We start from the raw sequence: 14,171 nt of genomic DNA, 5'->3' as shown, positions 1-14,171 counted from the left end.
ATTTGATGGCCCGTTCCTTGCCGCAATTTTCGGATAATGACGAATCATGAGCATGGAGATGACGACTCGCAAGAGCGTGAGTTCGCAGACGCTGCAGGAGCAAGAGCGCTCTCGCAGCGAGAGACCTGTCCGACGCAGCGTTTTCCGTCGCTTCCTGCGCTGGGGCGGCTTCGCCTTCATCATCCTCGTCGCCATCGTCTTCGGCGGCTTCCTGCATTTCGCCGATTCGATCACCACTCTGAAACCGCCGGCAGAACCGAAGGCAGATGCCATCGTCGTGCTAACCGGCGGCTATCAGCGAATCGACCAGGCCGTGGAACTGCTGCGCACCGGCGCCGGCAATCGATTGTTGATCTCGGGCGTGCATCCGACCACCACGCCGTCGCAACTCCGGAAGTTGACGCAAAGTCCCGCCAGCCTCTTCAATTGCTGCGTCGACATCGGCTACGATGCCATCGACACGATCGGCAACGCCCGTGAGGCCGCGAAGTGGATTCACGCCAAGGGTTACAAGAGCATATTGGTGGTGACCAACAACTATCATATGCCGCGCAGCCTTGCTGAGCTGAAATATGTCGATCCGGCTACGGAATTCATTCCCTATCCGGTGGTCAATTCCGATCTCAAGACCACGAACTGGTTTACCGATCCCAATGCGCTGCGCACCATGGTTTCCGAATACGCCAAGGTTCTTCTAGCCGGCGCCCGCAATCTCACGGGCCTCGGACGCCCACTCGGCCTGCGCTCTCGCGAACCGGGCGACGATCCGAGCTGAGATATCCGACAACGTGCAGACTGACTTTTTATTGACAGCGTAATCGTGTAGGCAAAGTTTCGGATGCTGGTGAAAGCCGGCGTGTTGGGAAGGCCTTTATGATTACCTTGCGTTCGATCCTGTTCAATACGATCTTCTATGCGAACCTGATCATTCGCATGATCGTGCTCACACCCATCTATTTCCTGATGCCGCGCAAGGCCGCCTACGCGATTCCCAAAGCCTGGGCGAAATCCAGCGTCTGGCTGATGAGGGCAATCGTCGGCACCACCTGCGAAATCGAGGGCCTGGAGAATATTCCGGCCGGCAGCTACATCTTTGCGCCGAAGCATCAATCCTTCTGGGACACCTTCGCACTGCTGCCCTATCTCGATGATCCCGTCTACATCCTCAAGCGGGAGCTGATGTGGATTCCGCTGTTCGGCTGGTATGTCAAGAAACAGCGCATGATCCCGGTCGACCGCGGCGCCCGCGGCAAAGTGATGTTCGATGTGTTGAAGCGCACGCGGGAAGAGCTTGCCAGCGGCCGGCAGCTTATCATCTACCCCGAGGGTACCCGCCGTCCGCCGGGCGCCGAGCCGGTCTACAAATACGGTATCGCCCGCATGTATCGCGATCTGAACATTCCCGTTGTCTCAGTGGCCATGCATCCTGGCCTCTTCTGGCCGCGCCGCACCTTCCGCAAATATCCCGGCCACTTCAAAGTGCGCATCCTGCCGCCGATCCCGCCCGGCCTGGACCCTGATGCTTTCTTCGCCCGATTGATCGAAGAGACGGAAAAGGCAAGCGACGAACTGCTGGTCGAAACCATCGCCAACAATCCGCATCTGCCGGTCCCGCCCACGGCCGCGCAGCGCCTGGCTGACATCGCCAAAGCGGAGGTGGCGGCCGCGGTTTAAGACGCTTTCCGCAGCCGCTCGATCTCGCCCGCCACCTGCTCAAGCCACTGATCGCGAATCTTCATTTCGCGCAGATGCGCCAGCGTGTTGAAGAGATAGGCATCGTTCGGCCCGGATTGGCCGATGGCAGAATCGACGATGTGGGCCGCTTCCACGGCATCGAGCGCGCCGGCATATTGCTGATGGCTGCGGTCGACGATATAGGCGACCGCGGTGACCCTCCGGCCGTCCGCAAGGCGAATCGGCAGCGTCTTTTCCAGATAGACCTTGGTGACCAGCTCTCGTTCGCGCAGATAGCTCAGCACTTCATCCCGCTCGGCGGCGGCGATGCTGAATGCCATGCCGCGGCAGGAGCCGCCGTGATCGAGCCCAAGCACCAGACCGGGGCTTGCCTCCGAGCCGCGATGGACCCAGGAATGGACACAAAGGGAGCGGCGATAGCCGAAAATCAGCGCCTCTGCTTTTTCAACATAGCTAAACCCCGGATTCCACATGAGCGATCCGTAGCCAAACACCCAAAATTCGTCCATATCCAACGCCAAATCATTGTGACCACATCGGTTCAACCATTGGAGAACAACATGGCAGCGTCAAGCCAGAGCGTGGCGTCCGGCAAAGGTAAACGCATGTGGCTCATTGGGCTGGGCCTTATAGTGATCCTTGCCGCGCTTTACACTGGCGGCTGGTTTTATGCGACCACTCTGGTGAAGGCGAACGTGCTGAAGGCGCTTGGCCAGCAAAACGCCGCCGGCATCTCGGGCGAATGCGCGGATATGGGCTTCAGCGGCTTTCCGTTCAAAATCGGCCTCTCATGCGCCAAGGTGACGATCGACGATCATGTGAAGGGTGTTTCGGTCTCCTTCGACAATCTCCATGCGTCGGCGCCGGTCTATCTGCCGAACCATATCGCGTGGAACCTGAAATCGCCGGCTGAGTTCCGCACCGCGCAAGGTCTGACGGTCTCGGCCGAATGGACTGACCTGCAATCAAGTCTCGTTGCCAAGGGGCGCGGCATCTCGCAGAGCCAGACTGCGATCGATGGGCTGAAAGCCAATATCCTCTCCTCCTTCACCGGCCAGAGCGCCAATGTGACCGCGGCCCACACCGAAATGCACGCGCGCCAGAACGGTGACGACCTCGATGTTGCGATCGCCATCGAAAACGCCAATGCAGTGATCAAGGACTTTGCGCAAACGCTGCCGACGGCGTCGACAAGTGCCGATATCACGTTGATCGGCAAGGCCGGCTTGCTCGACGGCACCGACGGACACGGCCTCTATGGCACGGCCGGCGTTCTCCGCCAGGTGGTGATCGATATCGGCGACGGCCGCACCATGACCCTCTCAGGCCCCTTCAGTTTCGACGATCAGGGCTTTCTGTCCGGCAAGTTCAAACTGGAAATCAATCAGATCGGGCCATGGGGCGATAGCTTGAAAGCAACGATCCCGGCGGCCAAAAACATGATCGACACCGCCGCCAAGCTCCTGAAATCGCTCGCAGCCGGCGGTGACAAAGTTTCCGTCGACCTGACCGCCGATCGCGGCCGGCTATCCCTGAGCGGCTTCATCCCGCTTGGCAAGATTCCGCCGATTTGACAATCAACACCTTCGCCCCTGCGGGGAGAAGGTAGTCGATGCCTACTTCTTCGCATCCAGTGCGTGACGGCCGAAATCCGCGGCGTCGACGTCCTGGCCGGCCTCGACGATCGAGCGGCGGATGGCGCGGGTGCGGGTGAAGAGATCGAAGATCTTGTCGCCTTCACCCCAGCGGATGGCGCGCTGCAAATAGGCAAGGTCTTCCGAGAAACGCGCCAGCATCTCCAGAATGGCATCGCGATTGTGGAGGCAGACGTCACGCCACATGGTCGGGTCGGAAGCGGCGAGACGGGTGAAGTCACGGAATCCGGAGGCGGAATATTTGATCACTTCCGATTCCGTCACCGTCTCCAGATCATCAGCCGTGCCGACGATGTTATATGCGATGAGATGCGGCAGATGCGAGACGATCGCCAGCACCTTGTCGTGATGGGCGGCATCCATTTCATCGACACGCGAACCGAGCGTTTCCCAGAAATGGCGGAGCCTCTTGATTGCCTGTTCATCCGTGCCGGGGATCGGCGTGAAGATGCACCAGCGGCCCTCGAATAGCCCGGCAAAACCGGCGTCAGGCCCGGACCGTTCCGTGCCTGCAATGGGATGGCCAGGAATGAAATGTACGTTACCTGGCATATGCGGCTGCATCTGTGCGATAACGGAGGCCTTGGTGGAGCCGACGTCCGTAACGATGGCCCCGGGCTTCAGGTGCGCGGCGATTTCCGCGGCAACGCTTCCCGAAGCGCCGACTGGCACCGAGACGACGACGAGATCGGCATCATTAACCGCCTCTGCTGACGAAGGCGTATAACGGTCTCCGAGCTTGAGTTCTTCGGCGCGCCTCAGCGTTTCCGCGCTGCGCGTCGAGATCACCACCTCCTTGGCGAGGCCGAGGCGCTTGATATCATGGGCGATCGACGAGCCGATCAGGCCGATGCCGATCAGCGCAATACGGTCGAACTGAATGCTGCTCATGCCTTCGGTCCCATAAATTCGGTCAGCGCGTCGATGACGCCCAGATTGGCCTCTTCCGTGCCGATGCTCATGCGCAGCGAATTCGGGAAGCCGTAAGCACGCACAGCGCGCAGGATATAACCGCGGCTGGTCAGGAACTCGTCGGCATCGGCGGCGCGCTTGCCGTCGGTATCGGGAAAATGCACGAGCACGAAGTTGGCGACCGACGGCGTGACCTCGAGACCGAGGGCTTCGAATGCTTTCGTCACTTTCTCGATCCACAGAATGTTGTGCGCAACCGCCTGTGCAATGAAGGCCTGATCGCGCATCGCGGCAGCACCAGCGGCAATGGCGGCACCATTCATGTTGAACGGCATGCGGACACGGCTCAGCGCATCGACAATATCGACCGGCCCGTACATCCAGCCGACACGCAACGCTGCCAGCCCGTAAATCTTCGAGAATGTGCGGGTCATGATGACATTGGAATTCGAGGAGACGATTTCGAGGCCGGCCTCATAGTCGTTTCGGCGGACATATTCGGCATAGGCAGCGTCAAGCACGAGGATGACATGCCTCGGCAAACCCGCTTGCAGACGACGGATTTCGCTGACCGGTACATAGGTGCCTGTCGGATTTGCCGGATTGGCGATGAAGACGATCTTGGTTTTGTCGGTGACAGCGGCGAGAATCGCGTCGACATCGACCTTGCAATCCTTCTCCTTCACCGTAACCGGTGTAGCACCTGCGGCCATGATCTGGATCTTGTAGATCAGGAAGCCGTGCTCGGTGACGATGCCTTCATCGCCGGCGCCAAGATAAACATGGCAGAGCAGAGCGAGCAGCTCGTCGGAACCGTTGCCGCAGAGGATATTGGCGGTATTTAAGCCGTGAACGTCGGCGATCGCCTGGCGCAGCTCCTTGGCCTGCCCGTCCGGATAGCGCTCCAAGTGCTCGCCGGCAGCACGGAAAGCCTCGATGGCCTTCGGGCTTGCGCCGAACGGCGTCTCGTTCGAGGAGAGCTTAAACACCCGCGCAACGCCCGGCGCATGTTCCTTACCCGGCACATAGGCGGCGATATCGAGGATGCCGGGGCGCGGGACGGGCTTGCTCATTTCCATGCTCATGGGATCGACCTTGGGAAGGGCCGGAAAATTCCGGTTTAGACACCCCGTGGCATTAATGCGGATTGACGAATTTGTCGAGTGTTTGGCGGTCGCCCATCCAACGACACACCGTCGCGCGTCGTCGGGATGCCGCGCGGCGCCAATACCGGTACGAAGACGCGGCGCGAAGCGCGGACGGCAACCGGCAGGCCCTGATAAAGCCGCTTCTGCGCCTCGACGATGATGACACCGGAAAAAGCCGGCCAGAGGGTACGACCGACCCGCTCGAAAGCGCGTCTGAGACGCAAGAATGCGCGCAGCTTTGAAGGAGGAAAGAAGAGTGCTTCCGCCGTCGCTCCCGGCGTGAAATTGGTCTCGCGCAGCAGCGCAGTGAGCTGCCCGCGCGAATAGGGGCGACCGGAACCGAAGGGCGTGTGCTCCATGCGCGCCCACACGCCTCTGCGGTTCGGCACCACGATGACGAGCCGGCCGCCGGGCGCTAAAACCCGCCAAAGCTCCTTTAGCGTCTCGCGCGGGCTCTCGGCGAATTCAAGCGAATGCACCATCAACACGCGGTCGATGGAACTGTCCGGCAGCGGCAATTCCTCATCGAAGATCAGTGCTGTCGACGACACCGAATCCACCGGCCAATTCACGGCCCCCTGCCCGGCCGGCATGAAGGCGAAGGTGCGCTCGGTATCGGCGCGGAAACGATCGAGATAGGGAACGGCATAGCCGAGGCCTACAAGACGCTCATCCGGCAGCCGCGACCAGATCGAAGAAAGCGCCATGGCGATAGACTGTTCCGCCAAGCGCCCGAGCTCGGAATGATAGAATTGGCGGAGATCGACGATATCGGCGTGCATCGCCATAAATGTTATCAGCCGGCCGTTGGACTTCAAGGCCGAACCGCCTACATTCCGAGTAAACCGCATCGATGAGGACTATTTCGACCATGAAACCCTTGGAATTAGAGGTATTTATCTGCCGCTCCGACAATTTTGGCGTACTCGTCCATGATCCCGAAAGCGGCTATACGGCATCGATCGACGCTCCCGAGGCGGACCCCATTCTGGCGGCCGCTGAACGCCGCGGCTGGACGATCACCCACATCCTCACCACCCATCATCATACCGACCATGTCGAAGGCAATTTGGCGCTGAAGGAGCAATTCGGCTGCGAGATCATCGGTCCGATCAACGAGGCCGTCGCCATTCCGGGCCTCGACCGCGCCTATGGCGACGGCGACACCTTCGAGTTCGGCAATCACACCGTCGATGTCATCGAGACACCAGGCCATACGGCCGGCCATATCTGTTACCACTTCGTTGACGACAAGCTGCTTTTCGCCGCCGACACGCTGTTTGCGCTCGGCTGCGGTCGGCTGTTCGAACGGCCGGCGGCGGACATGTGGGCATCTCTGCAGAAGCTTGCCGTATTACCGGACGAAACCGCTATCTATTTCGGTCACGAATATACGCTCTCCAACGCCCGATTTGCCGTGACCATTGATCCCGGCAATGAAAGGCTAAAAGCGCGTGCCGCCGACATCGAGGCTCTAAGGGCCGAAGGCAAATTCACCATCCCGACGACGCTCGCGCTGGAGAAGGAAACCAATCCCTTCCTGCGCGCCGCCGACCCGTCGATCCGCAGGAATCTGCTGATGGAAAGCCGCAGCAACGAGGAAGTTTTTGCCGAAATCCGCAAGCGCAAGGACAATTTCTGATGCAGCCGAAAGAGATCATCGAGGCGCTTTCCATGCAGCCGCATCCGGAGGGCGGCTGGTATGTGCAGACATTTCGCGATCAGCACGGCGGCGCGCGCGGACATTCGACCGCAATCTACTACCTCTTGGAAGCGGGCCAGCGCTCGCATTGGCACCGGGTGCGCGATGCGGCCGAGGTCTGGCACTATTATGCCGGTGCCCCACTGGCGCTCTATCGTTCCGCCGATGGTAAGATGAGCGAGACGATTGTTCTCGGCGCCGACCTCGCAAAAGGCGAGCGTCCTCAGGCGATCATTCCAGCAGACTGGTGGCAGGCGGCCAATGCCTTGGCGAATTTACGCTTGTGGGCTGCACAGTCGCACCCGGCTTTGAGTTTTCGAGCTTCGAAATGGCCGCGCCTGACTGGAAACCCGCCGCCTGAGCCGCCGAAAGCCTATTCGGCCGCTTCCGCCTGCGCCGCGCCACCCCCGTCACGGCGCAGGATCATCCTGTGGGCCGCCAGCACGGCGCCGCCGGTCACCAGAAGGCAGGCAAGCGCAATGCCCCAACTCGCTTCGGCAAAACCGAAAACGGTCAGGATCAGCGTCGAGAGCAGCGGTGCCGCATAGCTGGCAGCGCCGAGAATCTGGATATCGCCGTTCTTGACGCCATAATCCCAGGCGTAGAAGGCAGCCCCCACCGGAAAGAGGCCGAGCCCAAGAACGGCGATCCATTGCGACGTCGTCTCCGGCCAGATCGTATTCTCCAGCCCGAGGTGGCAGACCAAGGAAAGAGCTGACGTCACTAGACAGAATATGGTGACGACATCGGTCGACACCGCCTCGAACCGGCGCGTGATCAGCGAATAACCGGACCAGGTGAAAGCACAAAGGAAAGCCGCCCCATAACCGATGGCATGAGCTCCTTCGAAGTGAAACCCGTTGCGTCCGACGATCAGCACCGTGCCGGCTAGCCCCATCAGTGCGCCGACGATATGGTACCAGCGCAACCGCTCGCCCGGCAAAAGCGCCGAACCGACGACGATCAGCAACGGCCAGAGGTAGGCGATCAACCCCGCCTCGACTGCCGGCGCATGACGCAGGGCGGTGAAATAGAGAAAATGATAGCCGAACAGTCCGCCAATGCCGGTGATCCAGACCTTGGCCGGCTGACGCAGCAATCGCGCGCGCTCTGGCCTCGATGTGAGAACAACGATGCCGGGGATGCTGCCGATGGCGAAACAGATGGCAAGTAATTGAAACGGCGGTATCTTACCCGACGCCACAGTCAGCAACGCCAGAAACGACCACATCACGATGGCCGCAAACCCCGTCAATGTTGCGCGAAACTTCAAGCTGGCCCCCAGTCTGTCGCCGCGGGCCATTCTGTCAGAAGCCCGTCTAGCTGCCGTATTTCACGGCGGTTATCGTCACTGTTCCATATTGCGTCGGGATACGGACGTAGACAGGTGCATATACATTCATGGTGTCGGCCTTGGCAAACCAGATCTCCATGCCATCGGTCTTGGCGAGATAGAGATAATCCTTGCGCGTTCCCTTATAGCCGCTCTTGGGCATGAAGCGCACGCCGCAAGCGATCGTCTTGCCCTTGAACCCATCCGTCGAAAACGTGTGAGATCCCTTCGGCGACAGTTTCAGATCCATGCGCATCTCGCCGTCGAAGACAGCCAAGGTCTGATTGCAGAGGTTGAGATTGGCAGTGGCCGGAAAGATCATGCCAGAAATCGGGTCGAGCACCGAGCGCAAATCCGCATCATGGATGGGTATCCAACTCTGCGGTCGCTTCGGCTCCGGTGTGATCGTATTCGACGTCACATTGCCATTGGCGTAGGCGACATCGTAGGTGCGTTCCTTTTTGCCGCTCTTGTAATAGAGCGTGTAATGCGTCGCTTGTAGCTTGCTGTCGCCGACAGTGCCTGTTACATCGGTTTTCGCATCGATCGACGTGACAAGATCTGCGAGGCCGGCCGAGGTAATATCGCCCCGGATTGTAAACTGCTTGTTCTTGACCTCGGTCTTGAAATCCGCCCTCGCGATCGGAAAGCCCGCAAGCGCCACACGATATTGCGTTTCATGCCGCAGCACTTCGGCCGATGCCATCAACGGCATCGACGCCACCAGAGCCGAAATAAAAAGCCACCTTCGAAGAACCATGACCAGAGCCTTTAACAAAGAGCAGGCAGCATATATAGGCGCATTATGCACTTCCTGCGACGGTGAGAAAACAGCAGCTTTTTGACGGAATTGCGGGAAAGCTCAAGGTTTGGCTTGACGTAGCCGGCCGCGCTGACTATAGAACCGCAACTTTCCAATTATGGCCTGTTGGATTGCGCGCTGGGTTTTGCCCGGAATGACTATCCGATGGCCAAGAAAAACAAAAGTAGGTGTTTCATGTCCCGCATGTGCGAATTGACCGGCAAGGCCGTCCTCGTGGGCAACAATGTCAGCCACGCCAATAACAAGACCAAGCGTCGGTTCCTGCCGAACCTCTGCCAGGTCACGCTGATCTCCGACGTTCTCGGCCAGCGCTACCGCCTGCGCGTTTCCGCTGCAGCGCTCCGCTCGGTCGAGCATCGCGGCGGTCTGGACGCTTTCCTCCTGAAGGCAAGCGAAAACGAACTCAGCATGCGCGCTCGCCTGCTGCGTCGTCAGATCGTCAAGAAGTCCGCTGAAGCTGCCGTAGCTGCCTAAGCTACAGGTACTTTGCGATATCATACGGGCTAAAAGGCTTGCACGGATAACTTCCGGACAAGCCTTTTTCCATGTCTGGTTTCCTCCAACTGGTGGCATCACCCAGGATAAAAAAATGCTTACAGCACGCCATACCCTTCTCTACGTTCTGCTGATGACGCTGGTCGTCGTCGCCTCCAATATCCTCGTGCAGTATCCGCTGCATGCGACGCTTGCCGGCGTCAATCTTGCGGATATCCTCACCTGGGGCGCGTTTACCTATCCCGTCGCCTTCCTGATCACCGATCTCACCAACCGCCAGTTCGGCCCCAAGGCCGCGCGAAAGGTGGTGTTTGCCGGTTTCGTCGTCGGCGTCGCTTTGTCGTTCTATACCGCGCAGCCACGCATCGCGATCGCCTCCGGTTCGGCCTATCTCGCCGGCCAGCTTCTCGACATCTCCGTGTTCAACCGCCTGCGCCGCATGGCCTGGTGGCGCGCACCGCTGTTCGGTTCACTGATCGGCTCGATGTTGGACACCGTGATGTTCTTCTCCTTCGCTTTCGCGCCGTTCTTCGCGTTTTTCGGCCCCAACGAGCCCTTCGCGATCGACTGGGCGCCGATCCTCGGTGTCTTCCAGACGTCGGCACCGCGCTGGATCTCCTGGGCGATCGGCGATTTCTCCGTGAAGATGACGGTCGGCCTCGTCATGCTGCTGCCGTATGGCGCGCTGATGAACGTGCTGAAGCCGATGAAGCCAGCCCGGGCCGCCTGAGCAGCTGAGATCGAAGCGTGCGGCATACCCGCGACGCTTCGGTTCTTCAGCGATAGGAGAGCCAGGTGAGGACCGCCGCAGAGAAAGCTGCCGGATCCTCCGCCATCATCAAGTGACCGGCGTTCCGTATGTTGATTCGCACTATGCACATATCGTTAGCCCAGTCTGGCATGTCCCATCCCTGCGCCGAACGCGCCGGCGATAAGATAGACGGGCATGTCAGACGCCATCAGACCTCGGATGCCCTCGAGGTAGTCGACTCTTCCCGTAGCCGCGACAACGGCCTTCGCCTGCGCCTTGATGGTTGAGGCCGGCTGGTTTGCCAGCCACTGTCTCGCAAGCATCGACGTCCAATCGTCAAGCCGCACGCCCGCGCCCGCGATCCATGCATCCGGGTCCGCTTCATAGCCCGAGATGATCTCAGCAACCTCTTCGTCGGATTTGACGGCGATTTGCCCGGACCAGAACACAGGTCAGGCGCTTGAACATCGGCATTCCCGAAAGCACCGAGGATCTTGGGGTCGCTCAAGCTGCCAAACAAGCCATGCACCAGAACGAGGGGTTTATCGATAACGGGCGTGCACTTATCCTATCCTGGGAAGTGAAAAGCCAGCATGCAGCCCGGCGGCCAGCTTTCCTCAATGCCGGTTGCCGCCTCTCCGGCCGAGCTTATTTCAGGCTGACCAGGTTCTCATCGAGCAGCCGGAATTCCAGCATCAAGCTCCGCTGCAGGATCGAATGGTTGTCGTCGGAAACCATGATCAGATGGGTCGTGCCATCTTCGGCTCGGAAGGCGTCCAGTCCTTCCATATTATCGATCTGCATATTAGACCCGGCTTGGAAGACAATGTCGCCGTCGACGATCGCATCAGGGCGGATATCGTCGCCTCTAATGCGACGGATGCGCACGCCGATACCGTGCGCCAGATCGAAGCGCCGCTCCAGCAGCAGCAGATCGCCATCGGGCAGGAAAACGCCGTCGCTGGCGTCGAAATCGTCATAGTGACGCACTGTGAAACGGCCCTTCAGCGGTCCGTCGAGGATTGCCGCAAGCATGTTCCCCTGATCGTCGAGGCTACGCTCCGCGACGATCACTGTCGCCCCCAACAGCTGGCTTGATTGCGGCGCGATCATCAAGGCTTCCAAACTGCGGTTGGCGCGCAGTTGCCTCTTCGGGATCACGATCGGAATGTTGCCATCCGGCGGCGATGTCTCGAAACCGGGATTGGGATAGGCGTCGACGCGATGATTCTGCTCGTAGCTGACGAGCACGTGATTATCCCGCAACGCCAGCCCCTCCGCATCCGTTGCGCCCTTTCCGGCATCCGTCTCACCGAAACGATCGATCATCGGCATGATGCGGGCATCGACGACGCCACTCAGCCTGCCGTCCTTGTCACGCTCAATCGCCCCGGTCAGCCAGTGGCCGGTATCCAGGACAGAAACGAACTGACGCTGATCAGGGCGGAAGCGAATGGAAGATAGGGCGCCGAGGAGCGCATTGTCGGAGCTGAGTTCGAGACCACCGAGGAATTCGAGCGCACCGAACCGGGTCTGCTCGGAACCGGGCCTGAGCGCCGAAATCGCCGTCGCATGGATTTCCGCCGGCCCGCCCTCCGATGTATCCATTGGGCCGCAGCCGGCGAGTAGCATCACAAGCATGGTCGCGCTTGAAAGGCGTTTCATGGGCTCTCGGGCCGCCTTGGAACTGGGAGAAAATCGGCAAAGTGCCGGCCGAGCGGCCGACGCGGGCAGAATTATCGGCTATTCAGCTTGCGCTGCGCATGCGTGAGCGCGGCAAGCTTGCCTGATCCTCGAACAGCGATGCGAGTTGCTCCGTCATGGCGCCGGCCAATTCGTCGGCATCGACGATCGTCACGGCGCGCCGATAGTAGCGCGTGACGTCGTGGCCAATACCAATCGCCAGCAGCTCCACCGGCGAGCGCGTCTCAATCTGCTCGATCACGGCGCGCAGGTGCCGCTCCAGGTAATTGCCCGGGTTGACCGACAGCGTCGAATCGTCGACCGGCGCGCCGTCCGAGATCATCATCAGGATGCGGCGTTGCTCGCGGCGGCCGAGCAGGCGATTATGCGCCCAGATCAACGCCTCGCCGTCGATATTTTCCTTGAGCAGGCCTTCGCGCATCATCAGCCCGAGATTGGTTCTCGCCCGCCGGTAGGGCTCGTCGGCGGATTTGTAGACGATGTGGCGGAGATCGTTGAGCCGGCCCGGCGTCTGCGGCTTGCCGCTTGCGAGCCATTTCTCGCGCGCCTGTCCGCCCTTCCAGGCCTTGGTGGTGAAGCCAAGGATCTCGACCTTAACGCCGCAGCGTTCCAGCGTTCGCGCCAAAATATCGGCGCAGGTCGCCGCAACGGTGATCGGCCGGCCGCGCATCGAGCCGGAATTGTCAATCAGCAGCGTCACGACCGTATCGCGGAACTGCGTATCGCGCTCCATCTTGAAGGACAGGGCCTGCATCGGATCGATGATCAGGCGCGTCAGCCGCGCCGGGTCGAGATATCCCTCTTCCAGATCGAAATCCCAGGCGCGATTCTGCTGCGCCATCAGCCGGCGCTGCAAGCGGTTGGCAAGCCGCCCGACCGCGCCCTGCAGGTGCGCAAGCTGCTTGTCGAGAAAGGCACGCAGGCGTTCGAGCTCGACGGTGTCGCAGAGTTCCTGCGCCGTCGTCGTTTCATCGAATTCCTCGGTGAAGACGTGATAATCGACTTTCTCGTTGAAGTCGGCGAAGGGCGTGTTCGGACGGCGGGTCTCGCCCGGCGTCTCCGAATCCTCTTCTCCCTCCTCGCTCATGTCGTCGTCGGAGATTTCGGCGCCGTCCATCTCGCCGTCGTCCATCTGCTCGTCGGAGGCTTCGCTATCTTCGGCGGGCGCGGAGTCGGAACCATCATCGCTCTCGACATCCTGGTCGTCCTGATCCTCGCCGCTCGGCTTGTCCTCCTCGGCCGACTCGTCATCGGAATCCGGCTCCATCTCCTCATCGCCATATTCCTCGGCCATATCCATGGCCGTAAGCATATTGCGGATGACGCGCGCAAAACCCTGCTGGTCGTTGATGGTGGACAGCAGATTGTCGAGCTCGCCGCCGGTCTTGTCCTCGATGAATGAACGCCAGAGGTCGAGCACCTTGCCGGCGCTTTCCGGCGGCTGCTGGCCGGTCAGCTTCTCGCGCACGATCATCGCCATGGCTTCGCCGAGGGGCGCATCCTCTCGCCGCTCGATGCCTGAGAAATTCGCCTTGGAATATTTCTCGGCATTCATCGAGTTGAGGTTGGCGGCCATACCGCTCATGCGCAGCGCACCGATCGATTCCACGCGCGCCTGTTCGACGGCATCGAAGATCGAGCGGGCATCGGCACCCTGCGGCGCCATGGTGGCGTGGACGCGGGCATCGTGGCAGGCAAGCCTCAGCGCCATCGAGTCGCCAAGGCCGCGCGTCACGGCCAGCTCATGCGCCGTCGGCCGTCTCGAAAGCTCCGGCAGACGAATGCGCTCTCCCGTCATCCCCGGGCGTTCGTTGGCAAAGGCCACCTCGACCTCGGCATCGCCGGCGATAGAGCGCACGCAGCCGGTAATCGCCCGACGCAACGGCTCCATGTCCACCGGAGCGCCCGGCTTCGCTTTGGAATTGTCTCCGCGACCTGCCATGACTTGCTGGC

Annotated in this window: 15 protein-coding genes and 1 pseudogene; 7 read left to right on the top strand and 9 right to left on the bottom strand. The window is 60.4% G+C overall.

What is annotated here, in order from left to right; genetic code table 11:
- Positions 1-46: 46 nt before the first annotated feature.
- Complete coding sequence (locus tag PY650_RS12040) at positions 47-775, top strand: YdcF family protein (protein ID WP_285879479.1); 729 nt, start codon at positions 47-49, stop codon at positions 773-775.
- A gap of 98 nt (positions 776-873) precedes the next feature.
- Positions 874-1,674, top strand: coding sequence for a lysophospholipid acyltransferase family protein (locus PY650_RS12035; RefSeq protein WP_285879478.1), 801 nt, complete (start codon positions 874-876; stop codon positions 1,672-1,674).
- Here PY650_RS12035 and PY650_RS12030 read toward each other — a convergent pair.
- Positions 1,671-2,204 carry a gamma-glutamylcyclotransferase gene (locus PY650_RS12030; RefSeq protein ID WP_285879477.1) on the bottom strand — a complete coding sequence of 178 codons (534 nt, stop codon included), beginning with the start codon at positions 2,202-2,204 and terminating at the stop codon, positions 1,671-1,673. The genes PY650_RS12035 and PY650_RS12030 overlap by 4 nt on opposite strands.
- A 51-nt stretch (positions 2,205-2,255) precedes the next feature.
- On the opposite strand from PY650_RS12030, the gene PY650_RS12025 reads away from it, so the two are divergent.
- On the top strand, positions 2,256-3,269 hold the full coding sequence (locus PY650_RS12025) for a DUF2125 domain-containing protein (RefSeq protein ID WP_285879476.1): 1,014 nt from the start codon (positions 2,256-2,258) through the stop codon (positions 3,267-3,269).
- Between the two features lie 42 nt (positions 3,270-3,311).
- Here PY650_RS12025 and PY650_RS12020 read toward each other — a convergent pair whose 3' ends face one another.
- Genes PY650_RS12020 through PY650_RS12010 form a run of 3 tightly spaced genes read right to left on the bottom strand, consistent with a single transcriptional unit; the run spans position 3,312 to position 6,228 of the window.
- Positions 3,312-4,241 carry a prephenate/arogenate dehydrogenase family protein gene (locus PY650_RS12020; protein WP_285879474.1) on the bottom strand — a complete coding sequence of 310 codons (930 nt, stop codon included), beginning with the start codon at positions 4,239-4,241 and terminating at the stop codon, positions 3,312-3,314.
- Positions 4,238-5,347: a histidinol-phosphate transaminase gene (gene hisC, locus PY650_RS12015; RefSeq protein ID WP_285879473.1), complete on the bottom strand. Its 1,110-nt coding sequence runs from the start codon at positions 5,345-5,347 to the stop codon at positions 4,238-4,240. Before hisC ends, PY650_RS12020 begins: the two co-directional genes overlap by 4 nt.
- Positions 5,348-5,382: 35 nt before the next feature.
- A complete protein-coding gene (locus tag PY650_RS12010) occupies positions 5,383-6,228 on the bottom strand; it encodes a class I SAM-dependent methyltransferase (protein ID WP_285879472.1) in 846 nt (281 codons plus the stop codon).
- A gap of 53 nt (positions 6,229-6,281) precedes the next feature.
- Between PY650_RS12010 and gloB the strand changes: the two genes are divergently transcribed.
- Positions 6,282-7,052, top strand: coding sequence for a hydroxyacylglutathione hydrolase (gene gloB / locus PY650_RS12005; protein WP_285879470.1), 771 nt, complete (start codon positions 6,282-6,284; stop codon positions 7,050-7,052).
- Positions 7,052-7,473 (top strand): annotated as a pseudogene (locus tag PY650_RS12000) (cupin domain-containing protein). Before gloB ends, PY650_RS12000 begins: the two are co-directional and overlap by 1 nt.
- A gap of 12 nt (positions 7,474-7,485) precedes the next feature.
- Here the strand turns inward: PY650_RS12000 and yddG are convergent.
- Positions 7,486-8,385 (bottom strand): aromatic amino acid exporter YddG, encoded by a 900-nt coding sequence (gene yddG / locus PY650_RS11995; RefSeq protein ID WP_285879469.1) that lies wholly within the window; start codon positions 8,383-8,385, stop codon positions 7,486-7,488.
- Positions 8,386-8,431: 46 nt separating this feature from the next.
- Positions 8,432-9,205 (bottom strand): DUF3108 domain-containing protein, encoded by a 774-nt coding sequence (locus PY650_RS11990; RefSeq protein WP_285879468.1) that lies wholly within the window; start codon positions 9,203-9,205, stop codon positions 8,432-8,434.
- Between the two features lie 237 nt (positions 9,206-9,442).
- Here PY650_RS11990 and rpmB point away from each other — a divergent pair, with 237 nt between their 5' ends.
- Together rpmB and PY650_RS11980 are read left to right on the top strand one after the other, a co-directional pair.
- Entirely contained in the window at positions 9,443-9,742 is a 300-nt protein-coding gene (gene rpmB / locus PY650_RS11985; RefSeq protein ID WP_069612914.1) for a 50S ribosomal protein L28, read from the top strand.
- A 115-nt stretch (positions 9,743-9,857) separates the two neighbouring features.
- Positions 9,858-10,493, top strand: coding sequence for a queuosine precursor transporter (locus PY650_RS11980; RefSeq protein WP_285879467.1), 636 nt, complete (start codon positions 9,858-9,860; stop codon positions 10,491-10,493).
- A 155-nt stretch (positions 10,494-10,648) separates the two neighbouring features.
- Here PY650_RS11980 and PY650_RS11975 read toward each other — a convergent pair whose 3' ends face one another.
- The 3 genes from PY650_RS11975 to cobT form a co-directional block, all read right to left on the bottom strand.
- A complete protein-coding gene (locus tag PY650_RS11975) occupies positions 10,649-10,963 on the bottom strand; it encodes a hypothetical protein (protein WP_285879466.1) in 315 nt (104 codons plus the stop codon).
- A 199-nt stretch (positions 10,964-11,162) separates the two neighbouring features.
- Positions 11,163-12,179, bottom strand: a complete 1,017-nt coding sequence (locus tag PY650_RS11970; RefSeq protein ID WP_285879465.1) for an esterase-like activity of phytase family protein — start codon at positions 12,177-12,179, stop codon at positions 11,163-11,165.
- An 82-nt stretch (positions 12,180-12,261) separates the two neighbouring features.
- The gene (gene cobT / locus PY650_RS11965) at positions 12,262-14,160 is read right to left on the bottom strand and encodes a cobaltochelatase subunit CobT (RefSeq protein WP_285879464.1); all 1,899 of its coding nucleotides are present in this window, start codon (positions 14,158-14,160) and stop codon (positions 12,262-12,264) included.
- Between the last annotated feature and the right edge of the window lie 11 nt (positions 14,161-14,171).

The organism is Martinezella calliandrae (assembly GCF_030272695.1).
GTDB lineage: Bacteria > Pseudomonadota > Alphaproteobacteria > Rhizobiales > Rhizobiaceae > Rhizobium > Rhizobium calliandrae.
This window is presented reverse-complemented; position numbering and strand designations above follow the sequence as displayed.

Bases quoted from the DNA above. Each gene is read 5' to 3' on its own strand.
- PY650_RS11980 (WP_285879467.1), top strand. From the start codon at position 9,858: ATGCTTACAGCACGCCATACCCTTCTCTACGTTCTGCTGATGACGCTG.
- PY650_RS11970 (WP_285879465.1), bottom strand. From the start codon at position 12,179: ATGAAACGCCTTTCAAGCGCGACCATGCTTGTGATGCTACTCGCCGGC.
- PY650_RS11990 (WP_285879468.1), bottom strand. From the start codon at position 9,205: ATGGTTCTTCGAAGGTGGCTTTTTATTTCGGCTCTGGTGGCGTCGATG.
- PY650_RS12040 (WP_285879479.1), top strand. From the start codon at position 47: ATGAGCATGGAGATGACGACTCGCAAGAGCGTGAGTTCGCAGACGCTG.
- rpmB (WP_069612914.1), top strand. From the start codon at position 9,443: ATGTCCCGCATGTGCGAATTGACCGGCAAGGCCGTCCTCGTGGGCAAC.
- PY650_RS12020 (WP_285879474.1), bottom strand. From the start codon at position 4,241: ATGAGCAGCATTCAGTTCGACCGTATTGCGCTGATCGGCATCGGCCTG.
- hisC (WP_285879473.1), bottom strand. From the start codon at position 5,347: ATGAGCATGGAAATGAGCAAGCCCGTCCCGCGCCCCGGCATCCTCGAT.
- PY650_RS12025 (WP_285879476.1), top strand. From the start codon at position 2,256: ATGGCAGCGTCAAGCCAGAGCGTGGCGTCCGGCAAAGGTAAACGCATG.
- cobT (WP_285879464.1), bottom strand. From the start codon at position 14,160: ATGGCAGGTCGCGGAGACAATTCCAAAGCGAAGCCGGGCGCTCCGGTG.
- PY650_RS12035 (WP_285879478.1), top strand. From the start codon at position 874: ATGATTACCTTGCGTTCGATCCTGTTCAATACGATCTTCTATGCGAAC.
- PY650_RS12030 (WP_285879477.1), bottom strand. From the start codon at position 2,204: ATGGACGAATTTTGGGTGTTTGGCTACGGATCGCTCATGTGGAATCCG.
- gloB (WP_285879470.1), top strand. From the start codon at position 6,282: ATGAAACCCTTGGAATTAGAGGTATTTATCTGCCGCTCCGACAATTTT.